This window comes from Oscillospiraceae bacterium, from assembly GCA_025758045.1.
Classification (GTDB): Bacteria; Bacillota; Clostridia; order Oscillospirales; family Ruminococcaceae; genus Gemmiger.
On the sequence record CP107208.1, the window covers coordinates 605,597 to 628,623 of the forward strand.

At 57.1% G+C, this 23,027-nt stretch carries 18 protein-coding genes and 1 pseudogene; 2 read left to right on the forward strand and 17 right to left on the reverse strand.

Features of this window, described 5'->3' with window-relative positions:
• Positions 1-167 precede the first annotated feature (167 nt).
• The 9 genes from OGM81_03100 to OGM81_03140 all read right to left on the reverse strand — a co-directional run bounded on the left by OGM81_03100 (position 168) and on the right by OGM81_03140 (position 9,609).
• The gene (locus OGM81_03100) at positions 168-1,145 is read right to left on the reverse strand and encodes an isocitrate lyase/PEP mutase family protein (protein ID UYJ44138.1); all 978 of its coding nucleotides are present in this window, start codon (positions 1,143-1,145) and stop codon (positions 168-170) included.
• Positions 1,146-1,282: 137 nt separating this feature from the next.
• Entirely contained in the window at positions 1,283-2,683 is a 1,401-nt protein-coding gene (locus OGM81_03105; GenBank protein UYJ44139.1) for an MATE family efflux transporter, read from the reverse strand.
• Positions 2,680-3,393: an ABC transporter ATP-binding protein gene (locus tag OGM81_03110; protein ID UYJ44140.1), complete on the reverse strand. Its 714-nt coding sequence runs from the start codon at positions 3,391-3,393 to the stop codon at positions 2,680-2,682. Before OGM81_03110 ends, OGM81_03105 begins: the two co-directional genes overlap by 4 nt.
• Positions 3,390-4,142 carry an ABC transporter ATP-binding protein gene (locus tag OGM81_03115; protein UYJ44141.1) on the reverse strand — a complete coding sequence of 251 codons (753 nt, stop codon included), beginning with the start codon at positions 4,140-4,142 and terminating at the stop codon, positions 3,390-3,392. Before OGM81_03115 ends, OGM81_03110 begins: the two co-directional genes overlap by 4 nt.
• Positions 4,139-5,116 carry a branched-chain amino acid ABC transporter permease gene (locus OGM81_03120; protein ID UYJ44142.1) on the reverse strand — a complete coding sequence of 326 codons (978 nt, stop codon included), beginning with the start codon at positions 5,114-5,116 and terminating at the stop codon, positions 4,139-4,141. The genes OGM81_03115 and OGM81_03120 overlap by 4 nt, the downstream gene beginning before the upstream one ends.
• A 1-nt stretch (position 5,117) precedes the next feature.
• Entirely contained in the window at positions 5,118-5,984 is an 867-nt protein-coding gene (locus tag OGM81_03125) for a branched-chain amino acid ABC transporter permease (protein ID UYJ44143.1), read from the reverse strand.
• A gap of 166 nt (positions 5,985-6,150) precedes the next feature.
• Positions 6,151-7,497, reverse strand: a complete 1,347-nt coding sequence (locus OGM81_03130) for an ABC transporter substrate-binding protein (GenBank protein UYJ44144.1) — start codon at positions 7,495-7,497, stop codon at positions 6,151-6,153.
• Positions 7,498-7,564: 67 nt separating this feature from the next.
• Positions 7,565-8,608, reverse strand: a complete 1,044-nt coding sequence (locus OGM81_03135; protein UYJ44145.1) for an isocitrate lyase/PEP mutase family protein — start codon at positions 8,606-8,608, stop codon at positions 7,565-7,567.
• A gap of 17 nt (positions 8,609-8,625) precedes the next feature.
• Positions 8,626-9,609 (reverse strand): isocitrate lyase/phosphoenolpyruvate mutase family protein, encoded by a 984-nt coding sequence (locus OGM81_03140; GenBank protein ID UYJ44146.1) that lies wholly within the window; start codon positions 9,607-9,609, stop codon positions 8,626-8,628.
• Positions 9,610-10,172: 563 nt separating this feature from the next.
• Here OGM81_03140 and OGM81_03145 point away from each other — a divergent pair.
• Both OGM81_03145 and OGM81_03150 read left to right on the forward strand, forming a co-directional pair.
• Positions 10,173-10,523 (forward strand): cupin domain-containing protein, encoded by a 351-nt coding sequence (locus OGM81_03145; GenBank protein UYJ44147.1) that lies wholly within the window; start codon positions 10,173-10,175, stop codon positions 10,521-10,523.
• Between the two features lie 85 nt (positions 10,524-10,608).
• Complete coding sequence (locus OGM81_03150) at positions 10,609-11,265, forward strand: hypothetical protein (protein UYJ44148.1); 657 nt, start codon at positions 10,609-10,611, stop codon at positions 11,263-11,265.
• Between the two features lie 96 nt (positions 11,266-11,361).
• Here OGM81_03150 and OGM81_03155 read toward each other — a convergent pair.
• The 8 genes and pseudogenes from OGM81_03155 to OGM81_03190 form a co-directional block, all read right to left on the reverse strand.
• Positions 11,362-11,607: pseudogene (locus tag OGM81_03155) on the reverse strand (IS3 family transposase).
• Positions 11,608-11,871: 264 nt separating this feature from the next.
• Positions 11,872-14,634 carry a beta-galactosidase gene (locus OGM81_03160; GenBank protein UYJ44149.1) on the reverse strand — a complete coding sequence of 921 codons (2,763 nt, stop codon included), beginning with the start codon at positions 14,632-14,634 and terminating at the stop codon, positions 11,872-11,874.
• A gap of 14 nt (positions 14,635-14,648) precedes the next feature.
• On the reverse strand, positions 14,649-16,397 hold the full coding sequence (uidA, locus tag OGM81_03165) for a beta-glucuronidase (GenBank protein UYJ44150.1): 1,749 nt from the start codon (positions 16,395-16,397) through the stop codon (positions 14,649-14,651).
• An 80-nt stretch (positions 16,398-16,477) separates the two neighbouring features.
• A complete protein-coding gene (locus tag OGM81_03170) occupies positions 16,478-18,190 on the reverse strand; it encodes a DUF2264 domain-containing protein (protein ID UYJ44151.1) in 1,713 nt (570 codons plus the stop codon).
• 4 nt (positions 18,191-18,194) lie between these two features.
• The gene (locus OGM81_03175; GenBank protein UYJ44152.1) at positions 18,195-19,361 is read right to left on the reverse strand and encodes a glycoside hydrolase family 88 protein; all 1,167 of its coding nucleotides are present in this window, start codon (positions 19,359-19,361) and stop codon (positions 18,195-18,197) included.
• Positions 19,362-19,447: 86 nt separating this feature from the next.
• Positions 19,448-20,275, reverse strand: coding sequence for a carbohydrate ABC transporter permease (locus tag OGM81_03180; protein ID UYJ44962.1), 828 nt, complete (start codon positions 20,273-20,275; stop codon positions 19,448-19,450).
• A gap of 54 nt (positions 20,276-20,329) precedes the next feature.
• A complete protein-coding gene (locus OGM81_03185) occupies positions 20,330-21,247 on the reverse strand; it encodes a sugar ABC transporter permease (protein ID UYJ44153.1) in 918 nt (305 codons plus the stop codon).
• A 114-nt stretch (positions 21,248-21,361) separates the two neighbouring features.
• Positions 21,362-22,702: a sugar ABC transporter substrate-binding protein gene (locus OGM81_03190; GenBank protein ID UYJ44154.1), complete on the reverse strand. Its 1,341-nt coding sequence runs from the start codon at positions 22,700-22,702 to the stop codon at positions 21,362-21,364.
• Between the last annotated feature and the right edge of the window lie 325 nt (positions 22,703-23,027).

Genomic DNA, 23,027 nt, shown 5'->3' on the forward strand with positions numbered 1-23,027 from the left:
TAAATAGTAGTATATTCCAAAACCAATTGCAACTTAAATCTTCCTTGCTTTGCTAAAGATGAACATTTCGCGCGAAGATGTGCAAGATGTTTTATAAAAAATCCCAGTCGGTCAGCGCAAAGCGCAGATGGCCCGGCTGAGAAAGAAAGGGCTATTGATTTTTCAGATTATTTGCTGTTCTTTGCGCGGAGTTCTTCCTCATAAGCGCGGTACTTCTTGTCCAAGGCAATGTAATCCTCGAACTTGAAGAGGTGGAACTCATGGCCGATGTCGAACTCGCCAGAGGGATCAATCTCGTGGTTCTCGCTATAAACGGTGTTCTTGTTCTTGAAGTTCTCGCGGAAGAATTCCAGCATACCGCGGGCAGCTCCCTTCATGGCGACATGGTTGCTGACCAGGTGGAAGCCCCATTCCTGCATCTGCTCCAGCGTAGCATCGGGCTTGCCATCGGTGGCGTGGACATCGGGATAGAACAGGTAGCGCCCCGGCTTGGACAGGCGGCGGCTGATCTCGCGGCACTCGTCCTCGCAGTCAGCATGGCAGATGTTCTGGATCATGGTGATCTCAGCGCCTGCCTGGTAGCCCATCTCGGCACGGCGGATGGCTTCTTCCAGGCCCATACCGCCAAACTTGGCAATAGCACCGGTCTGGGGTGCGCCGCCCCCCTTGCAATCGGTACGGGCGATAATCATGCAGTCGGTGCCTTTGGTGGCCTCAACGGCAGCTTGGACGTTGGCAGCCCAGCGCTCGGCATCCATATAGCCGTAGCCGCTGGCGTAGGTGTAGCCGGTGGCGAAAGCACCGCTGTTGGTATCCTCGATGGAGATAGCCATCGCACCGACCTCGGCCAGCCGCTTGACGTTGCGGTAGACCTGCATCGGGGTGCCGCCGCCGTTCTCGCCATCGATGATGACGGGCAGCTTGGTGGAGTTGCAGATACGCTCAGCGGCGTAGATGTACTCCTCCCAGTTATACATACCAGCGGGGATGCCGTTCATGGCATACTCCAGCTCGCAGCTGCTGACCAGCACGGCATTGTGGCCGACCAACTCGGCGCAGCGGGCAGACAGGCAGTCATAGACACAGGGTGCCCAAACGAATTCGCCTTTTTCGAGAAGTCCACGGATAGAATGTTCTGCAGACATAATCAAATCAACCTTTCTTATGGTTTTGGTTTGTTGTAGTTCTTATAGCAGAAAGTCCTTACAGATCACAGCGGGCCAGTTCTCGGCTCAGCACCCGCTGAGGATGACGCAGCAGCATGGTGTGCACCCCCTGAGATTCAGGTCGTTTCGTTGACATTTTTGATCCATCTACCCCGGACCAGCCGCCACAGGCAGAGAAAAGATTTACAGATTGTATCCAGCTTGAGGCAGACAAACACCCAGAATGGGGACCAGCCCCAACGCAGTCCTGCCAGATAACCAATGGGGATGTTTAACCCCCACATGAAGATCAGGTCTGCAAACATTAGGAAGCGGGTATCCCCGCCGCCCCGCAACACGCCTTTGCTCATGACGGACTGTACTGATTGGAACACCATCAGCAGGCTCATGGCCTGCAGCATCTGCATCGTAGCATCGCGGGATTCCGGCGACAGGTCGTACATGCCCACGATCCAGGGGCTTACTACGGCGATGATGACACCGCCAAGCAGACCGCCTGCTACTGACAGCAGGAAGAAGGTCCGACTCTGCCGCTCCACGGCAGCGCGTTCTCCCCTTCCGATGGCCTGGCCGACCATGACCGAGGAGGCGTTGCACAGCCCCAGAATGAATGCGGTGCAGAACCGCATCGTTGCCAGGGTGATGGCCTGGCCGCTGACGACCGCCACCCCCATGTGGCCCAGGATCACACTTAAAATGTTGTCGCCTACTGTGAACATGCCGTCACTGATGATGGGCGGCATGCCCGTATTCATAAAGGCGCGCAGCATGGCGGCATCCAGCCGCCCCACCAGATTACGCGGGGTAAAACGGATCTGACGGCAGCCCAGGAACAGATAGCCAAAGGTGATCGCAAATTCCAATATGCGGCTGATGAGGGTGCCCACCGCCGCACCGGCAATACCTAAGCAGGGTGCGCCGAATTTGCCGAAGATGAACACATAATTGAAAAAGATATTGCTGACAAAGGACAGCCCTGAAACCGCCAGTCCCAGGTACAACACCCCTGCGGTGCGCATAAGGTTTACCATGATAAGGCTGGTCCCATGGAAGAAAAACACCCAGGCGGTGACCTGCAAATACCGGCTGCCTAAAGCGATCATCTCGGCATTATTCGTGTAGATCCCCATGATCTGCGCCGAAAAAAGCGCCGTGGCCAGGGCAAACAGCAGCGCCGCACCGCCGGAGATATACATTGAGAGCCGCCACACCTGTTTGACCATCTTGTGGTTGCCCGCACCCCAGTACTGGGCGCTGAGTACACAGGCTCCGCCGGAAATTCCCAGACAAAGCACATAGTACAGATAATAATATTGGTTGGCCAGCGAGGATGCAGAAAGGGCATTTTCCCCCAGCGCACCGACCATCACCGTATCCATCAGGTTGACCCCGATGTTGATGGCCTGCTGGAACGCAACCGGCAGCCCTACCAAAAAGACCTGGCGGTAAAAGGCCCGATCTTTTTCGATCCACCTGTCCCGCCAGGTCTGTTTTTCTTTTACTTGCGGGGCGCTCACAGGCCCAGATACTGCTTGCGGGTCTCTTCCGACAGATCCTGCGTAGCCTGGTGGTGGACCACGGCGCCACGCTCCAGGATGTAGCAATCGCTGCTGACCTTGGTAGCGAACTTAACGTTCTGCTCGGCAATCAGGATGGTAACACCCTCGGCCAGCAGGTTCTGTACCATGACGGCCAGCTGGTCCACGATGATGGGGGCCAGACCTTCGGTGATCTCGTCCAGCAGCATCATCTTGGGGTTCTGCATCAGGCCGCGGGCAACCGCCAACATCTGCTTCTCACCGCCGGAAAGCTTATCACCCTTGGAGTCCTTGCGTTCCTCCAGGCGGGGGAAGAATTTGTACACAGATTCCAGGTTCCACTTATCGCTGCCGTCCACGCCCTTACGTGCTGCCACACGCAGGTTTTCCTCGGTGGTCAGGGTGGGGAAAATGTGGCGGCCCTGGGGCACGTAGGCAATGCCCAGGCGGGCGATTGCGTGGCTCTGCATGCCGACCAATTCTTTGCCGTTGAAGGTGATGGAGCCTTCGGTCTTACAGTGTTCTTTCGGGTTCAGCATGCCCATGATGGTTTTCATCGTGGTGGATTTGCCGACACCGTTGCGGCCCAGCAGGCAGACAGAAGTGCCTTCCTCAACGCTAAGGTTGACGCCGTTCAAGATATGGCTCTTGTCATAATAAGCCTGTACATCTTTCAGTTCAAGAATCATGACATGTCACCTCCCAGGTAAGCCTGCTGTACGTATTCGTTCTGTTTGATCTCGTCCGGGGTGCCGCTGGCGATCAGCTCACCGTCACGTAGGACGGAGATCTCGTCTGCATAGTTAAAGACGATGTCCATATCATGCTCGATGAAGATGATCGTCATGTTGCGCTTGGTAGCCAGGTCACGGATCAGCTGCATCAGGGTGTATGCTTCTTCGCGGGCCACACCGGCGGCAGGCTCGTCCAGAATCAGCAGCTTCGGGTCCATTGCCAGTGCAATGGCGATGTCCAGACGGCGCTGGTCACCATAGGAAAGGTAGGCGGCCACATCGTTCATCTTATCTTCCAGACCAACCAACTTCAGGTAGGTGAGAACTTCCTTCTTCAGGTAAGCGTCACGCACCGGCAGGATGCTAAAGGTCTTTTTGTTCATCTCAATGCGGGCAATCTGCACGTTCTCGTAAACAGTCAAATTGCTGAACAGTTTGGAAATCTGGAAGCATTTGGTCATGCCCTTATGCACAATTTTGTTGGGGGCCAGACCGGTAATATCCTCGCCGCGGAAGATAACCTTGCCGCTGCTGGGGGTGGTACGGTTGGTAATCAGGTCCATCAGGGTGGACTTACCGGCACCATTGGGGCCGATGATGGCGCGGACCTGACCTTCGGGAACCTCGAAGGAAACATCCTTGGTGGCATGCAGAGCGCCAAAATAGCGGTTGAGGTGTTCAACCTTCAAAATCGGTTCACTCATTTTTTGGCAGTCTCCTTTTTGTTGGTTTCAGGCTCATCTAGGTTGCGGGTCACATCGTCGCGCAGCAGGCCGTTCTGCAGGAACAGAACGCAGAACACAATGATAGCGCCCAGAATGAACTGGTAGTAGTTGGTCAGGATAGAGACCTGGGTGGAGATGAAGGTGACAATCACAGCGCCCAGGATGGGGCCAAAGAACGCCTGCATACCGCCGATCAGGCACATGACCAGGCCCTCGGTGGAGGTGTTGGTGGAGAACATGACCGGGAAAGCACCCATGTTGCGCATTGCATACAGGATACCGGCAACGGCCACGAAGAAGCTGGAGACCATGCAGGCGAACAAACGGACGTTCTGGGTGTTCATGCCAACGAAGGTCAGACGCTCCAGGTTATCACGGCTGCCTTTCAGGACAGTAGCAAAGGGGCTGTGGTAGAACAGGTAGATCAGCACGATGCAGACCACGCTGATGCCGAAGCTGAGATAGAAGTTGCCGCGGGAGCTGCTGGCGAACGCCAGTCGGACGTTGCCGGTCAGGCCGGTATCGGAGCCCACGTAGGGGATCTTGTACACCATAGTGAACAGCAGTGTGTTGATGCCCATGCTCATAAAGGCGAAGGCCAGGTCATCGTTTGCGCGCAGGCAAAGGATGTTGACACCGAGGGAAATAAGCATTGCCAGCGCCATAGCGCCGATGATGGCAAGGGGTTTCGCCCAGCCCAGGCGGACGACAAGGATAACGTAGGCATAGGAGCCCATGCCAAAGTAGGTAGCCATACCAAGGGGACGCAGACCGCCGAAACCGAGGATGATGTTCAGTGCGGAGGCAAAGAGCATCATGATAACGGTGCGGCTCATAAAGTCAAGCACGGAATCTACGGCAAAGAAAGAGTAGATCAGCATGCCCAGGCAGATGATGGCACCCACAATGGCGTGCCGCTTGATCTGCGGAATCTTCTTCCAGGAACTAAGCATCTCAACGGCCCTCCTTTTTGGTAAACAGACCCTGCGGGTTGATTGCCATGGCAATGACCATCAGAGCAGCGGGCAGAACATTGTAGTACTGCGGCAGATAGATGGCACCGAAAGCATTGACCAGGCCGACAAGCAGTGCAGCAGGCAGGCAGCCATCCATATTGCGCAGACCGCCGATGACAAGGATGGGCATAACGTTGCCGAAGACGGACAAGCCTTCTTTGGGGCTCTGGCCGGTGACGGGGGCGTTCAGGACGCCACCCAAACCAGCGATGCCGATACCGATCATGAACAGGATGCTGAACATTTGGTTGACGTTGACGCCCAGATTGGCAACCATGGGACGGTCACTGATGATAGCGCGGGTCAGCATGCCAAGCTTGGTCTTATTGATCATGAACCAGAAAGCAAACGCAATAGCGGCGGAAACAGCGATCTCGAACAGGTAGTAGATGGGGAAGCTGATGCCGAACATCTGGACGCCGCCCTGCAGGAACTTGGGCAGCGCCAGCAGGCGGATGCTGTAGCCCCAGATCATAACCATCATGTCGCAGACCATGTAGGCAACGCCGTAGGTCAGCAGCATAATATACAGCATGTTTTTACCAAACAGTGGACGGGTAGCTTTCTCAACAAAGTAACCAATACCAGCCACAATGAGCGGTACGATGAAAAGTGCGGGTACAAAGCCAAGCTTTGCGGCGATGGTATAAGTAAGGTAGGTACCCAGAACGTAGAACGCGCCCTGGCCGAAGTTGACCATGTTCATGCCGCTGATGATCAAGGATACACCAGCCACCATGAGGTAGGCCACCATGCCGTTGCTGATACCAGTGATCAGCGTTTGGAAAAAGAATGATACTGTCATAGTCCGTTTCCTCTGTTAAAATGTGTTCGTACCACACAGCGGCATTTACGATTTTCCCGGGTGCCCGGCCAGCCGGCTGTCCGACAAGCCAAACATAAAATGCGGCAGGCAGGATCAGCTGCCTGCCGCAGACCGTTGTACTGTGGTAACGAAGCGGATTGTTATCTTACTTCGCGCTCAGGTCGGTGAAGGTGTAGTTGTTCTTGGAAGCGTACTCCTCCATCTCTTCCTTGGTGGGCAGCATTTCGTCGCCTTCGTAGACAGCGTAGACATCGCCAACGGGGATGCTCCACTTGCCGGTGGTGTCCTCAACAGCGGTGACGTAGTAGTAAGCGTGAGCCATGGTATGGTCGAAATCACGGAAGTACAGGTCATCACCGTACAGGGTGCTGAAGTGGACGGTGCTCAGGGCGTTGGTCATAGCCTCGGGACTCAGGTCATCAGCAGTTGTCTTGGCAGCTTCGCAGATTGCCTTGATGCCAACGTACCAGGTGTAGCCCATGTCAGAGGGCAGAATGTCTTTGTCGAAGTACTCTTTGCCGATCTCGGAGTAGCGCTGGACGAACTCAGCATTGCCGTCGATCTCATCCATCCAGAAAGGCCACAGGTCAACGCCGTGAACCTTACCATAAGGATAGTTGCCAGCTTCAGCCAGAGACTGGGTGTTGGTGGAGTCGCAGGTGTACCAGCCGAGGTAGTCGCAGATATCCCACAGGCCGAACTGCTGGCCCTGGTTGACCAGAGAAACGAAGTTGGGGCCTGCAACGGCACCGATGATAACATCGGGATCCTTACCAACGACAGAGGAGATGATGGTGGAGAACTCAGTAGAGTTGCTGGAAACCTGGTTGGAGCCGAGGTTCTGGAAGCCATCGCCCAGCTCATAGTAGAAGAAGTCACGGCTGTCGCCGGAAGCTCCGCCATCGTTGCCGATGAAAAATGCGCTGTTATAGCCCTGGTCAGCGGCATATTTGGCGTTCATCTTGGCGATGGGCCATGCAACGAAACCGCAGGAGAACATGTACTTGGAAGCATTCTCAATGGTAACGCGGGTGTTCATGGTGCAGGGAGTGACCATGGGGAACTTGTTCTCCTCGGCCCAAGTTGCACCGGTGGGAGCCTCGCCATCGGACTTGGGTCCCAGGATAGCGATGCAGCCTTCGTTGACCAGTTCGGTAGCCTTCTGGGCAACGTTGGCGGAGTCGGAAGCGGTATCACGGTAGACCAGTTCGAACTGCTTGCCGTTCAGGCCGCCAGCCTCGTTCTCTTCTTCCAAGGCCAGGATAGCACCAGCCTCAGCCCAGGTAACGGTAGCGGCTGCAGCGGAAGAGCGGTCGGTCAGGACGCCGATCTTGATGGTATCGCCGCTGGAAGCGGAGCCGTCAGCAGTGGACTCGGCAGTAGAGGTTGCCGGAGCCGTGGAGCTGGCGGTGCTGGCTGCATCGGAAGATGCGCAGCCTGCGAGGCTGGCCGTCAAAGCGGCTGCCAAGGCCAGGGAAATAATTTTTTTCATTTTGTTTTCCTCCTGTTTGATGCTTCTTTCTTTATAAATAGGTACGCGGTCCGCGCACCTTATTCCTTTAGGACTGCTTGTCGGGATTGTGGACATCCTCTTCGCGGACGAAGTAGTCAGCATTGCGCTGGGCAATGGAGTCCTGCGGCTCACGCACGAAGGCGTTCTCTGCTTCGACCCAGCTGCCGTCCGTCAGGCCGAACATGCTCATCGTGGTGAAGGTCTTGTAGCCGGTGTCATCAAAGTGGTAATCAACGTAGTCGTTGCTCTGCTCCATCAGTACGTGGCGACCGACATCCAGCATAGCCAGCATAGCGGCGTGGCAGCTGAAGTGGATACCTGTCAGCTTGTAGACTCCCAAATCTTTCAGATCCTGCATCGAAACCTCTTCGGGATCGTGTGCTTTGCCGCACAGGTCAGGATACCACATCGGGAAGTTTGCGTACTTGCCGCCCTTGGCGTTCAGGGCATCCCGCAGATTACGCATGGCCTCGATTTTCTGCGTGCGGCTGTGAATCTTGTGCATCCACAGCACGCAGAGCATATCAGCACCGGCGTCAATATAAGCAGCGCAGCGCTCGACCGTCTCTTCAAAGTCGTTGATGATGTCGCTGTCGCAGCGGGCAATCAGGAAACCATGCTGACCGTTAGCGTCCAGACCGGCGCGGGCTGCGCGGAAACGCAGGCAGGCATCAGGGATGGGCAGCTGACCCTTACGGCCCAGTTCAGAGGTATCGGTGACCAGAACACCGGCAGCGCCAGCCTGCATGATGCGCATGCAGCCATACTGTGCGTTGAGGGCGCGGCCCAGACCAAAACCGTCATCGGCATCGATAATCAGGGGCATCGGGGTCATGTGGGTGATCTGCTCGGTCACGCGGACGAAATCGTCGATGGAGAGCAGCTGCAGATCGGGGATGCCGGTCATGGCGCAGGCCAGGTCACCGCTGGAAACCATGATGACCTCGAAGCCGTTCATTTCGGCAGCCTTGGCTCCCATGCAGTCGGCCAGCTCCGGAACAATACGGACTTTATCATCGTTGAACATCGCACGCAGACGGTCGGCGGCAGGCACCTTTGCTTCAGGTGTCAGAATATACGGTAAGATCATGGTGCATCCTCCTTATCTTACAGACGTTCGCTGATATCAAAGCGGGCAAAGCCCTTCGGGTAATCCTCGACCTGGTGGCCGACGATGGTGTATTCCTTGTCGCCGCCGGTGAACTTGTTCTCCAGGGCCAGGTAAGCCTGCGGGTCCCACATGCCGGAAGCGGAGAAGCTTTCGATATGAGAAGCCGGGGCAGTTTCAAAGCTGTAGGCAACGCTCTGATTCTTGAAGTTGGCCAGGCCATGTTCCAGCATGCCTTCCATGGCTGCCTTCATGGTGTAGTGGCTGCTGCACATCTTGAAGCCCAGCGGGGTGAGTTCTTCCATCGTGACAGACGGATGATAATGACCATCCTCGCCCTTGTAAGCACGAACGTCAGCGAAAATCTTCGGGCCGGTGACGATCTTGGCCATTTCGGTGGCCTGCTCTACATTGCCGACCAGAACCATCATAGCGAGGACGTACATGCCGCGCTCTTTGCCGAGGTCGATAGCCTCCTGCAGGCGCTCGCAGCCTTCCTTCATCTGCTCGGGGTCGGCGGGATCGGCATTGCTGCGGGCAATCAGCAGGCAATCGGTGCCCTCCAGAGCCTCAAGCGCTGCGCGAACCTTGGCCATGTACTTATCACGGGGCAGAATCTTGGTGGATTCCTCCATATCAGCGGAGTCCTCCAGCTGCACAGCAGCGGCACCGGCAGCGGCCAGACGCTTGGCTGCACGGTAAACGGCCAGAGGGCCGCCGAAGCCATCCTCAATATCAGCAATCAGGGGAATGGCGCTGGTGGTGGCAACACGGCTGATGACCTCTTCCAGGTCGGTCAGGTTGGTGAAACCATAGTCAATCACGCCGTTGCGGGAGATGGAAACCTCACCACCGGAGAGCAGGCTCACAGGGAAACCGCACATCTCAACGGCATGGTTAGAAGCGCAGTCATAAACGCAGGGAACCAGGAAGCATTTATCGGATGCATCCAGGATCTGCCGCAGTGTTTTTTTGCTGGACATAAGTTCTTTCCTTCCTTTGTTTCTCTTGGTTGCGGTAGAGACCGCTGGCTGATTTTTTTGGATTGCGGGAGCGCATCTCGCAATCGATTGCACCTATAGGGTAGCACTTCGTCAGCGCCGTGTCAATGGGTTTTCAGGGTTTTCCCGTCAGATTCTCTGTTTTTCATGAATCAAGCTTTGTGCTTTTGTGCATGTTGACAATTTACCTTATGACATCCGTATTATATTATACATCATTCGTCCATGTTCCGTTTCTTTTGTCCTTGTTGTTTGTCCGATTTTCTGGTCTTTCAATCGTTGCAGGTTTCTTAGTCGTCCCTGCACAACCGTCTCACTTGTTTACGTTTTTAACGATATGCCGGCTATTTTCAGATTGCAATTGCAGCCGTTCCGTGATAATGCACGCATTTGGTATCCGGTTTTTGTTAGGTTTGACACTTGCGTATCCCTGTCGAGCCATGTACAATTAAGCGTATAGTGCTGAAACCGATTGCAAATAAATTGCACCATGTTTCAGCCACCAATTTTTCACCACAACATTTATTTATAAGGAGAGAGCACCTATGATCCGTCGCAGTGAAGAAAAGCAATCCGTCCGCAAGCCCGCCCCGTTTAACGGCGTGGGCGAAATCACCGTCCGCAGCCTGCTGAACGGCCCCGAGGAAATGAGCCAGAAGGGCCGCGTGTTTGGCCACACCACCGTCTACCCCGGCAGTGAGATCGGCTACCATATCCACACAGGCGACAGCGAGACCTATTACATCCTGAGCGGCAAGGGCCTGTACAACGACAACGGCACCGAGGTAGAGATCGGCGCCGGTGACGTGACCTACTGCGCCCCCGGCGAGGGCCACGGCCTGAAATGCCTGGGTAACGAGCCGGTCGAGATGATCGCACTCATCCTGTATGAATAATCCCCTGCCGGCTTCCTGCTGCCTGGTCCCTGCCCGGGCACTGCCGGCTGCATGCCGCACCGCTTTAGCCGGCGCGGCTTCTGTGTTGCCGGAGCGTTTTCTTTTCTTTCCGCAGACCGATGGCGGCACCTGGCTGGGACGCATCGGGCAGCAGATCTTATATCTACAATTTTCCAGCAATGCATCGCTACAACTCCAATGCCTGCACCAGCGGGACATTCTCTGCCTTTGCTGCGCCAAAAAACTGCTGATAGAAGATTGCTGTGTCTATTACCGCAGCAACAGCACTGTGCAATGCCTGACCCTACCATTGAGCCAGATGCGGCGCGAGTTGGTCACGCTGTTGCTGCTTGCACTTTTGCAGCCCCAGGGGCAGCCAACTACTGCCGTTTTGCCCATGCCGTCCGCTTTTGGGGAATTGCAGGAGCTTTGCAGTTATGCCCCTGCAGCCGCAGTCTTTGGCCGCCAGATTGGAAGCTGGAATTGGTGGCGCATAGATGAAAAAGGCTTTCCTTTTCGCAAAAAAGGGCACGGAAGCGCCGCTTTATACTGTGAAATGGAGCACGGCTCCATCGTGGTAGCCCGGCGCAACACCGAGGTTGCCACCTGGTATCTGCCCAGCGGCCGCAGTTGTCTGCTTTCTTGCCTAGAGCACGGCACTATGACCCTGCGTATCCGCACCGGCCAGCAGGTCCTTGGTGAGATTCCTCACTTGAAAGCCGAGAGCATGGTTTCAGCCTAAGGGCACAACAGAAAAATCCGTATGCAAAAATCCCCCTGTACCACCAAAAATGAAGTGCCCCCAAAAAGTTAGACAATAATTTGAAGCAAAAATTGTTCAAGCAGCCGAAAGGGCTTGCTGTCTGTGAATTGCAGGCGGCAAGCCCTTTAGCTTTGCCTTGATTCTGCGGTTGTTGTAGTAATCCAGATATTCAACGAGTTCCTGCTTGAAGTGTTCCATGGACTGAAATTTCTGCAAGTACAGCAGTTCGCTCTTGAGCAGTCCAAAGAAATTTTCTATCACAGCATTGTCCAGACAGTTCCCTTTCCGGCTCATGCTCTGCCGGATGCCTTTCTCTCGGAGCATCACCACAATAAAAAACTTTGTGATGGATTAGATATTACCCTGGGTGATTTTTTCTCCTGTGAGATTTTTGATGAACTCGAACAAGAGATCCAATAATTTCAGTAAACTTTTTTGACTAACAAGCCATTCGGCTAACGCTTCCTACTGCCGAGCGCGTAGTGGTCTTTCACCACCTAGCTGTTGCCCATGCCGGGCGCACTCACAAAAAATGTCTTTGCTCTGCAAAACAGAGCAAAGACATTTTTTCTATAAAATCAGTTTTTAGAATACGATACGGAAGCTCACGCTATGGTCGCGGTCGCCGGGGATGTGGTAGGGCTTCTCTACATCAGTGCCCCAGCTGTCGATACCGCCGACACCACGGACTGCGCCAAGCACCGTGATGCTGGTGCGGCCGGTGTTGGGCAATTCCGAAATATGCTGCGCCGCCTCGATTTCCTGGGCCGTGTTGGGCAGGGCGCTGAAGGCGAACGGCTCACCGGTCTGTTCCAGGGTCAGTTCGCTGCCGTCTGCCAGCTGCAAAACCACCTGCTGGGTGTCCATGTGCAGGCCGCAGTCCTGGGGAACCAGCGCCGGGGCGATGTGGGGCACTTCCTCGTGGCAGCCGAATACACCGCCCTTGTAACGGTCGGGATAAGTCTCGCCGGACAGGCCGGTCCACTGGGCGCGGGCCACGGGGGCAAAGGTCTGGAATTTCACGCCGAAGCAAGGCAGCTCCGGCGCGCCGGGCACACCATGGTAGACGGCATCCACCCGCAGGGCGGCCTGGGGCTCTACTGTATAGGTGATCTCCACGCCGGCACCGGGCACCAGCGGCACGCTGTATTTATAGCAAATCTGCACCCGCTGCTCGGATTTTTCCAGCACCGTGCAGCCCTCTTTGCGCAGGAACACGTCTGCCGCCATCCAGGCCGAGGCATGCTGCGGGAAGCCGCAGCCGCGGTCGTTATCGGTGCTGGCACGCCAGAACGCCGGAGTCGGGGCACGCCAGAGCCACTCCTTACCGTCCTTGCGCAGGGAGACAGGCCCCTGCTCCGGGATGGAGAACAACAACTCAAAGCCGCTGCCTTTTACGCCGATGTTTCCATCGCCGCAGATCACGGTCAGGGGCAATCGGCGGCGCTTATCCCAGGCGGTGCGCAGGGCGGCGGCACTGCGGGCAACCTCCATTTTGTTGCGGGCATCCTGGGCATTGCGGCGGGCAGGGGTGTTGTACCAGTAGCGTACCTCCTGCATAGCAGGCTTCTCGGTGCCATCGGCATAGACAATGCCGTTGCCGCTGAAGTTGTAATCTGTTGTACGGTCGCCAAAATCGCCGCCATATCCCAGTATACTGTCATTTTGGGTATTTGGGTGCCAAAGGGCCTGGTCCATATAATCCCAGATGAAGCCGCCCTGGTACTTTTTGTACTTTTCGATCAGGGCCACATAGCTTTCCATGCCGCCCAGGGAGTTGCCCATATCGTGCATGTACTCACACAAAATGAACGGTTTAGCCGGGTGTTCGGCCATGTAGGCGATGATTTCGGACGGCTTGGCGTACATGCGGCTTTCCATATCGCTGATGTCATCGAACTCACGGCAGTGGAAGACGCCCTCGTAATGCACCAGGCGGCCTGGGTCATTGGCGCGGAAGAAGTTCGCCATAGCACGGATGTCCTTGCCGGCGTAGCTCTCGTTGCCGCAGGACCAGATCAGCACAGCTGCGTGGTTTTTGTCCCGTTCAAACATGCTGCGGGCGCGGTCGACCACGCAGTCCCGCCATTCCGGCAGGCTGCCGGGCACGTTCCAGCTGGGTTCCACGGTGCCCAGCTTTTGCCAGCTGCCGTGGCTTTCCAGGTTGGTCTCGTCGATCATGTAGATGCCGTTTTGGTCACACAGGTCATACCACAAACTCTGGTTGGGATAGTGGCAGGTGCGCACGGCATTGATGTTGTTTTTCTTGAACACGGCCATGGCGGCGTGCATGTCGTCCGCATCAATGGCGCGGCCTTTTTTGGGGTTCCACTCGTGGCGGTTGACGCCGTTGAACACGATGCGCTTGCCGTTTAAGCACATGACACCGTTCAGCATCTCGAACCGGCGGAAACCAATGTCGTAGGGCACGACCTCCTGCACAGCGCCGCTGGCATCCTGCAGGGTCAGCACGGCGTGGTACAGGATCGGCTTTTCGTGGCTCCAGGGGTGGATGCCCTCCAGCGTGATGGCGCTGCCATCGGTAAAGTCATCATACAGGGCATAGCCCTCGCGGTCAGTCAGGCGCAGATGCACCTTGGCACCCTCGGTCTCGCCGTCCAGCTTGATGACAGGTGTCAGCTGGCCGGTGGTGTTGCCGGACAGCAATTCGGCTTTGAGCCAGATGTCCCGGACATGCACCTTGGGCTTAGCGTAGAGATACACTGAGCGGAAGATGCCGGAGAAGCGGAAGAAGTCCTGATCCTCGATCCAAGCGGCACTGCTGCGCTTGTAGACCTCGACACACAGACGGTTGCCGGTCTCTTGAATATAGGGTGTCAGGTCGAATTCAGACGGAGTAAACGTATCCTCGGCATAACCGACGAACCGGCCGTTGCACCAAAGGTACATAGCCTGCTCCACACCCTGGAAGCTGACGCACACCCGCTGGCCGCGCAGGTCCTCGTCCAGGTCGAACTCTTTGACGTAGCTGCCTACGGGGTCATCATCCCAATTGATCTGCGGCGGACGCAGGGCGGCACGGCCATCCCAAGGGTAGAGGGTGTTGGTGTACTGAATCTGCCCGTAGCCCTGCAGTTCAATGTGCCCGGGCACGCGGATGGTGCCAAAGGCGGTCAGGTCGGCATCCGGCTTATAGAAATCCGCCGGGCGTGCGGCGGGGTTAGCACTCCAGGCGAAGCGCCAGGCACCGTCCAGCGACTGCCGCAGCGAGGTCAGGCCGGTTTCGGCCTCCGCCTCGGTTTTATAGCAGACATGGTCAGAGTGGGCATCCAGCCGGTTCACGGCAAACACGGTGGGGTCGGTCAGCCAGTTCAGTTCGGGTGTCATAGTGTCATCCTCTTTTATCGGTCATTGGGCTGTTTTTTGGCCCAGCGGTCTTTAAAGTAGTGGGCGGCCAGCTTGGGGGTGCGCTCCCGCGTAAACAGGCCTTTGCGGTTGCAGCTGCCTACGCGCATGGGGCCCTGCTGGGTGGAGAAATCCGCAAAGTTCCAAGGCCATTCTCCCACAACAAAGGGGCGGCTGTCAAGGCAGGCGTTGATGGTTTTGTAATATTCCACCTGAAATTCCTCGGTGAACATTTCGGGGGCGGTGCCGTGCAGGCCCGCCACCGTATCCGCGCCGTATTCGGAGAGGACCAGCGGCTTATCGATGCCTGCCCAGAAGTCCAGTTCCTGCTGGAACGCATACGCAGCGTTTTCCAGGTCGCCGCTCAGGTTATACCAGCCGTAGTAGCGGTTGATGCAGACTACGTCCATCGTGCGGGTGGTAATATCCCTTGTATAGTCGTTCTGGCAGCAGACCATCGTGACCGGACGGTCCTGCGGGTCTTGGGCGTGGGCCTGCTCATACAGCGGGCGCCAGTAATCGTAGGCGCTTTGGGGGAAGTGTTCGGTGTCCGGCTCGTTGCCAAGGCTCCACAGCACCACGCAGGGGTGGTTTTTGTCGCGGTCGATCATGGCGCGCAGCACGGCGCTGTGGTAGGCTTTGAGTGGGAAGGTCTTGTACGGGTCGCAGGCCGCCCCCGCGCCAATACCTACGGCAGGCGTTTCATCAATGACCACGATGCCCAGCCGGTCGCAGAGGTCGTAGACTTCCTCGGCATAGGGGTAGTGACTCATGCGCAGGCAGTTGGCGTTCAGCCACTGGTACAGCTTCAGGTCGGTCACGGTCACACAGGCATCATAGCCGCGGCCGCGGAAAGCCGAATCCTCGTGCTTGCAGGGTCCTTTGAAATAGAACGGTTCACCGTTGATGAGGAACTGGTGGCCGCGCACCTCGACACTGCGAAAGCCGAACTGTTGGCGGTATTCATCCTGACCGAACTTGACTAGGGCGGTGTACAGATAGGGCGTGCCGGGGCGGGGCTGCCACAGGTGGGGGTCTTCCACATGCAGGGTGCCGCCCTCGCCCTTGCCATCCGCTACCACCTTGCCTTCGTCGTTCAAGATCTCAATGCTGGCAAGTCCGTCTCCGATCGTGTTGATTTTGTAGTCCAGTGTGCCATCCATTGCGGGCGCCAGGGCAATATCAGCAATGTAAGCTGCCGGGGTGGTGTACAGATGCACCGGGCGGGTGATGCCTGCGTAATTGAAGAAATCGAAGTTGGGCAGGTTGACGCCCTGCATCTGCTGGCGGGCCTTGCCAGCTTCCACCGCCGGGATGCCCGCGTTGTCGGAGCCAAAGAAAGCAGTGCCGCCCTCGTTGCCCACGGGCAGGGTGCTGTGGCCGATACGGTTGTCTACTTCCACTTCCAGCGTCACGGTCTCGCCGGGCTGGGCCAGGGCGGTGATGTCCGCCTCAAAGGGCAGGAATCCGCCGCGATGGGTGGCGATCTCCTCCCCGTTCAGCCGCACCGCGGCGTTGTGGGTCACGGCGTCAAACCGCAGCACACGGCGGGCACCCTCTGGCACAGTAAAGTGGGTACGGTAGTAGGCCATGCCGTAGTGGCGGCGGAACTCCGGGTCCGGGCTTTGGTCGTTATAGGACGCGGGCACGGCGATGGGCTGCCACGGGTCGTTGGCATTGAAGCGGAAATCCCACACGCCGGACAGGTCCCGGACGCTGCGGGCAGCATTGGTTTGCGGATACATAACAAACACCTCTCTATAATTCGGATGCTTCAAAAGATGCGGGGGAGCTTTCCCCTCTCCCCCGCGCATGCCTACACATGTTATTGGGCGTGGCTTTCCACGGTGGTGGTCAGGCTGATGCTCCCCACCGGGATCTTGTATTTCACGGCAGGGATGACCGTGTTGGGGTCGTACACGTTGGTGTTGGGGTAGGCGTTCACCAAGAAGCCCTCGCCTGCCGCCCCCTGCACGGTGCAGCTGCAGTTGTCATTTTGAGCAGTGGCGTGGCCGCCCTCGGCCGCGGCGGTAAAGCCCGGCGCAAACTTGGGCACAGCAAAGCCGCAATCGTAAGCGGTGCAGGCGATGGTGCTTTCGATCGTATGGCTGCGGACGTGCCCCCACTCGGTGGGGATCAGCTCGGTGGTCACGCGGATGCCGGGGAACGGGCTCCACCGGCTGAGCATACGGTCGCCCATCAGGATGAAGCAATCGCTATGGCGGCGCACAAAGGTCCAGCCGTCAATGACGAAGGCCAGCATGCTGTCCGGAGCGGCCTGCTCCAGCTGCACATAGCTGCGGCTGGCGGAGAAGCCGAACCGAGTGCTGTAGACGAACTTGCCGTACTTTTCCACAAACTGGCCGTGGTCGCCCTTCTCGTAGTTGGCGGGAGAGTAGGCATTCAGCTGGCCGTCCGGCAGGCGCTGCAACAGCAGGTCGGAACAGGGCTGGCTGACGACACCCGGCGCAGCCAGCTCCGCGGGCAGGGGCGCGGCCTCGGCAGTCCAGAAGGGGTGATCTTCCGGCAGGGCCAGCAGCAGGAACACCTTCAGCCCCCAGTAAGGGCTGCCGGGGGCGTTGTACTGCTCGGCCATGTACTGCTGCGGGTAGCCGTAACCAATGGTGAGCACACCGTCCCGGTCAAAGATGGGCTTTGCCAGCCACCAATTCAGGTTGCGCACGATGATGCCTTTCATCACCGGCAGGGGCAGCGGTTCCAGCCCGGCCCAGATGCAGGCAGAATAGAAGGCGCTTTGCCCGATGCGGTAGGTCAGGCTGCGGCCGAAGGGCAGGGCCGCGCCGTTTGCATCAAACCAGCGAGCAAACTGGCGGCCGAACTTGGTGGCGCGGTCACGGTAGAGCGCTGCGCGGGCGGGGTCCCGCTTGGCGGCAAACACGCTGTACAGCACCGTGTAATACTGGATGGCCCAGGGGTTGTAGTAGTCCTTCTGGGGCTTGATGCCTGCCGGGCCATCGGAGTACCAACCGTCGCCCACGTACCATTTGTCCACCTCGGCCATATCGGCGGCGGCCTTTTGCATATCGCAGGGCATGCCCACCGAATCCAGCGCCAGATTGACCAGTACGCGGAAGAGCAGCCAGTTGCAACCGGGCAGTTCGTGGTGGTTGATGGTGTCCAGCCACTTGGCAAGGTTGGCTTTCCGGGCATCGGTCAAGGGTGCCCAGACGTTTTCCGGTGTTTCCAGAATGGCACAGGCCAGGGCGGCCATCTCGACAAACAGCTGGTCGTAATCGTTGGGGGCGCCCCAGTATTCGGGGCTTTGCGGGTCGGTGCCGTTGGCAAGACCCTTTTGGTAGATGGCCAGAAAGTCATCGGCCCGGCCGCCGCCTGCCCACAGGGGGCCTAACGCCCACAGCGGGCGGGAGAACGCCTCCATCTCAATGGTGCGGGCGGGGTAGGTCACGCCGGTATCACCCAAATGCAGCCGTGCACCGCCTGCGGAGTACAGGGGCAGCAGCGGGTTCAAGATTTTGCGTGCCAGCGCTGTAAAATCAGATTTTGTATGCAGTTCCATAATATCACCAATACAGTTCCCAATCTTTGGTCAGGCGGGTAAGGGCTTCCATGTAGAAGTAGTCGCCCCAGCTCACGCACTCGTCCACGCCCTCGGGCGTGCAGGTGTTGTAGGGGCTCTTTTTGCTGTAGGTGCCGTGGCGGACAAGACCGATGCCCTGGGGGCCTTCTTTGACGGCGTAGTGCTCCGCCACGCTGCCCAGCATCTGAGTGGCCAGGGTCGTGTACTCGGCAGCTTCCTCTTTGCCCACGTATTTGGCGGTTTCCAGCAGGCCGCAGGCCACGATGGAGGCCGAGGAGGAATCCCGCGGCTCGGTATCGCCGCTGGTAAAGGTCATATCCCAGTAGGGAACCAGATCGTCGGGCAGGCGGTCGAGGTAGTAGGCCAGCACCTTGCGGAATGCATCCAGATATTCCGGCCGCTTGGTGTAGCGGTAGCTGATGGCTGTGCCGTAGACACCCCAGGCCTGGCCGCGGGCCCAGCAACTGTCATCCTTGTAGCCCTGGCAGGTAGCGCCGCGCACGGGGGCGCCGGTCTCCGGATCCATAAAGAAGGTATGGTAGGTGGAGCCGTCGGCGCGAATGGAGTTGCCCAGGCAGGTGGTCACATGCTTGTGGGCCAGGTCGGCGTAATGGGCATCGCCGGTGGTCTCGCTGGCCCAGTAAAGCAGCGGCACATTGAGCAGGCAGTCGATGATATAGCGGTAGTTATCCCGCGCCCCCAAAGCGCCCCAGGCCTGGAAGAACTCGCCTTTTTCCTGGAAGCGGGTGCAGAGCTGGTCGGCGGCGAGAATGGCAGCCTTTCTGCCGGTCTCGCTGCCGGTCAGCTTATAGGCGGCAACGCAGGACGGGCTGTACAAAAAGCCCATGTCGTGGTGGTCCACTTCGATCTTATGCTCGATGCGGTACATAAAGCTGTCCACCAGCGTGAGGGCAGCCTTTTTAAAGGCTTCATCGCCGGTGCGCTCATAGCTCAGCCAGATTTCGCCGGGCCAAAAGCCGCAGGTCCACTGGTTGTTCTCGCACTGGGGGTAGATGTCGTGGACACTGGAGTGGTTCTGGCAGTGGTCGGTATACAACGGCAGGTTCCGGCGCACCAGAGAGGCGGCGGTGTCCAGGGCCTGTTCGGCCTGTGCCTTGGTCAGGACAGGATTGGGGTAGGTTTTCAACATAAGGGACCTCTTTCAAAAACAAGGGCGGGGCACAGGGCTTTTCGCCTTGTGCCCCGCCGGATTGGGTGTTCGTTTTTACTTTCAGCTTAGCCCTTCAGGCCGGAGGATGCAACGCCCTGCACGAAATATTTCTGCAAGGACAGGAACACGATCAGCACCGGGATCAGCGCGATGACAGATGCCGCCATGATGAGGCCGTACTCAGCCGAATACTGGCTGATGAACATACGCAGGCCGATCTGGATGGTCTTAAGTTCGGTCTTGGTCAGGTAGATCAGGGGGCCGAGGAAGTCATTCCACGTATTGACGAAGGTGAAGATGACCAGCGTGGAGACAGCGGGCAGAGACAGCGGCAGCATAATGCGGGCGTAGATGCCGTACTCAGACAGGCCGTCAATACGGGCAGCTTCACACAATTCGGTGGGGACGCCCTCGTAGAACTGCTTCATCATGAACACACCGAAGGCGCTGAACGCCTGCAGGCAGATGATGGCCAGATGGGTGTTGTTCAGGTGCCAGGAGCGCATCATCATGAACTGGGGCACCATGTAAGCCTGCCAGGGCACTGCGATGGTGGCGATGTAGCCCAGGAACAGCACGTTCTTGCCCTTGAAGTTCAGCTTGGCGAAGGCATAGGCAGCAAAGGAGGAAGTAAGCACCTGCAGAATCGTGACAACGATGGTCAGGAATGCGGTGTTCTTCACGAAGGTCAGCAGGGGGATCTTGGTCCAGATGTCAATGTAGTTCTGCGGACGCGGGTTGGAGGGGATCCACTCAATGGGGAAGGTGAAAACGTCCTTGTTCATCTTAAAGGATGCAGACAGCATCCACAGGAACGGGACAAGCATCAGTGCCGCCACAATGATGAGCAGCGCATAGATCAGCACACGGCTGACGACATGCTGCACTTTCATCGAGCCAGTCTTTTTCTTAACAGCGGTAGTAGCCATTTTGTGTTCCTCCTTTCCTTAGTCGTTGTTGGACGAGCCCTTGAACTGGACGATGGTCACGGCCAGCACCAGCACGAACAGCACCATAGCCACGGCACTTGCATAACCGTACTTGGGCGTGTTGACAAAGGCAACATTGTAGATGTAGTAAACAAGGGTCATGGTCGCATTGCCGGGGCCGCCCTGGGTGATCATGTACATCTGGTCATACACCTTGAAAGAGGCGATGGTCAGCATAATGACCACGAAGAAGGTGGTGGGCTTCAGCTGGGGCAGCGTTACATTCCAGAAGATCTGCCACTTGCTGGCGCCGTCCAGTTCGGCGGCTTCTTCCAGCTCGGGGTTGGTCCCCTGCAGGCCTGCCAGGTAGATGACCATGTAGTAGCCCATGTTCTTCCACACACTGAACAAGATGACCGTGAACATGGCGGTGTCTTTACCGGCGGCCCACTTGGGCAGGTTCTCAACGCCCAGGGACGCCAGGATTTGGTTGACCGGACCCATCGAGGGGCTGAAAATCATGTTCCACACCGCAGCAACGGCGACCAGCGAAGCAACATAGGGGAAGAACGAAACTGTGCGGAAGAAGTTGCGGCATTTGACTTTCTGATTCAGCAGCATGGCCAGGCCAAGGCTGCATACCAGCGTAAGGGGCACGGTGCCGATGGCGTAGACCAGTGTGTTTACAAAAGCGGCTTTGAACGTCTTATCGCTGAGCAGCGCAGCAAAGTTGCTGATGCCTGCAAACTCGACCGGGTGAACACCGTCCCAGTTGCAGAAGGAAAGCGCGATGGCGAAGATCATAGGTACCAGCGTGAACACGCAGAACCCGATGAAGTTCGGGGCGATAAAGCTGTAGGCGATCAGGCTGTCCCGCGTGGATTTTTTCATCCCGCGTTTGGGGTTTGCCTGCACAGCCTGCGTAGTTTCAGCCATGGGTCATACCTCCTTGGGGTCAATGGCAGATTTTTGGCAATAAGATAGGGGCAGGCGCGCCCGCCCGCCCCTTATCGGAAGAAGGAAAACTTATGAAAAAGTGTAGCTGGTGAATCAGCCCAGCAGAGCGGCGACCTGCTCGTTCATGTTGGCGATGCCTTCGTCAACGGTCTCGCTCTCGGTCATGATAGCGTCATGCTCGGTGTTCAGGATGGTCTCGATCTCGGAAGCCTTATCGGACAGAGGCATCTCGAGGTAGATAGCGGTGGTGTTCAGAGCTTCGAGAGAAGCGTCGTCAGAGGGGAAGCCTTCGGTGCTGGAGATGATGGCGTTGGTCTCGTCGCTGGCAACGGCGGGGAAGGTGCCGACAGCGGCCACGCACTTGGCGCCATCCTCAGATGCGCACCAGTTCACGAAGTCGAGGGCAGCATCTTTCTTCTCGGAGTTGGCGTTGACAGCCAGGCTGGTCACAGTGCCCAGGGTGGAGCCGGCAGGTGCGCCGTCCGGATGAGGATACTTGACGATGCCGAAGTTGACAGGCTCAACACCGTTGCCCTCAGCCTCTTCGTTGTACTTCTGCATAGTAGCGATGAACCAGGAGCCCATGTTGCACATAGCAGCCTGACCGTTCTGGAAAGCGCCGGAGTAGTGCAGACCAGAGGTCTTCTGCTCGCCGTAGTTGGGGATAACGCCGTCAGCCTGCTCAGACAGGACCTGCTCGTAGTAAGGCTTCAGGAAGTCGTAGTTGCCGTCAATAACGGTGTGCTCACCATCCAGGATGCCGAACAGAGTGGTGGTGGAGCGCCAGGTGTGGTAAATGTTGCCGTAAACGCCGGTCTTTTCGTAGACTTCGCGGATCTTAGCATCGAAGTCCTCCATCGTCATATCGTTGGTGGGATACTCAATGCCGGCCTGATCGAAAATGTCCTTGTTGTAGTAGACGACCCAGAAGTCAGAGCGGAACGGAACTGCGTAGTAGTTGCCGTCTTCAGCAGTCAGCTGGTCGAGAACGCCGTTGAACTTGCTCTCATCGGTGGTCAGCTTGCCGCTCAGGGGCTCCAGCAGACCCAGGTTGATCAGGTTGGAGTAACCGGGGATGTCCTTGATGGACAGGACATCCAACTCGCCGTTGCCGCCGGCCAGCTGGGTAGCCAGCTGGGTCATGTAATCGGTAGAACCCAGGTCAGTCATCTCGATGGTGACGTTGGGGTGGCTCTCCATGTAGCCATCGGCCAGGGCCTGCCAGTAGGCGGTGGAATCCTTATCCCACAGGGCCCAGTTCAGGGTGACGGCCTCGTCGCCGGAAGCAGTGCTCTCGGCAGTAGCCTCGCCGGAAACGGGGGTGCTGTCGGCAGCAGCCTCACTGCTGGAAGCAGCGGAACCGCCGCAGGCGGCCAGGCTCAGAGCCATGGAACCAGCCAGGCCAAGGGCTGCGAGTTTTTGCAATTTACGCATAATGTTTCTCCTCCTAAGTAGAAATCATTTTTTCGGGAAGGCGTTTCGTTCTGTAGAGGGCCTGTCCCTTTCGTTGCCATTATCATACACCTTTGCGATGGTGAAATGGATGGTTTATTTTGGGTTGAGTCTGCACTTTTTACGGCAGTTCTCAAAAAGCTGCACAAAAAACATGTACTATTTTACGAAACCTGTAATTTTTATCTTTCCTACAGTTACGGCACTCGAAAAGCACATTCTTTTGTCGAATTTATACAGTTTTCTTCTTGACAGAACCGAATGGATACGGTATCTTTTTAATAAGAAAAGCGCGGTGCGCCTCTCC

Excerpts from the sequence above, each read along its gene's own strand:
- OGM81_03100 (UYJ44138.1), bottom strand. The coding sequence starts at position 1,145 with ATGTCTGCAGAACATTCTATCCGTGGACTTCTCGAAAAAGGCGAATTC.
- OGM81_03110 (UYJ44140.1), bottom strand. The coding sequence starts at position 3,393 with ATGATTCTTGAACTGAAAGATGTACAGGCTTATTATGACAAGAGCCAT.
- OGM81_03115 (UYJ44141.1), bottom strand. The coding sequence starts at position 4,142 with ATGAGTGAACCGATTTTGAAGGTTGAACACCTCAACCGCTATTTTGGC.
- OGM81_03120 (UYJ44142.1), bottom strand. The coding sequence starts at position 5,116 with ATGCTTAGTTCCTGGAAGAAGATTCCGCAGATCAAGCGGCACGCCATT.
- OGM81_03125 (UYJ44143.1), bottom strand. The coding sequence starts at position 5,984 with ATGACAGTATCATTCTTTTTCCAAACGCTGATCACTGGTATCAGCAAC.
- OGM81_03130 (UYJ44144.1), bottom strand. The coding sequence starts at position 7,497 with ATGAAAAAAATTATTTCCCTGGCCTTGGCAGCCGCTTTGACGGCCAGC.
- OGM81_03135 (UYJ44145.1), bottom strand. The coding sequence starts at position 8,608 with ATGATCTTACCGTATATTCTGACACCTGAAGCAAAGGTGCCTGCCGCC.
- OGM81_03140 (UYJ44146.1), bottom strand. The coding sequence starts at position 9,609 with ATGTCCAGCAAAAAAACACTGCGGCAGATCCTGGATGCATCCGATAAA.
- OGM81_03145 (UYJ44147.1), top strand. The coding sequence starts at position 10,173 with ATGATCCGTCGCAGTGAAGAAAAGCAATCCGTCCGCAAGCCCGCCCCG.
- OGM81_03160 (UYJ44149.1), bottom strand. The coding sequence starts at position 14,634 with ATGACACCCGAACTGAACTGGCTGACCGACCCCACCGTGTTTGCCGTG.
- uidA (UYJ44150.1), bottom strand. The coding sequence starts at position 16,397 with ATGTATCCGCAAACCAATGCTGCCCGCAGCGTCCGGGACCTGTCCGGC.
- OGM81_03170 (UYJ44151.1), bottom strand. The coding sequence starts at position 18,190 with ATGGAACTGCATACAAAATCTGATTTTACAGCGCTGGCACGCAAAATC.
- OGM81_03175 (UYJ44152.1), bottom strand. The coding sequence starts at position 19,361 with ATGTTGAAAACCTACCCCAATCCTGTCCTGACCAAGGCACAGGCCGAA.
- OGM81_03180 (UYJ44962.1), bottom strand. The coding sequence starts at position 20,275 with ATGAAAGTGCAGCATGTCGTCAGCCGTGTGCTGATCTATGCGCTGCTC.
- OGM81_03185 (UYJ44153.1), bottom strand. The coding sequence starts at position 21,247 with ATGGCTGAAACTACGCAGGCTGTGCAGGCAAACCCCAAACGCGGGATG.
- OGM81_03190 (UYJ44154.1), bottom strand. The coding sequence starts at position 22,702 with ATGCGTAAATTGCAAAAACTCGCAGCCCTTGGCCTGGCTGGTTCCATG.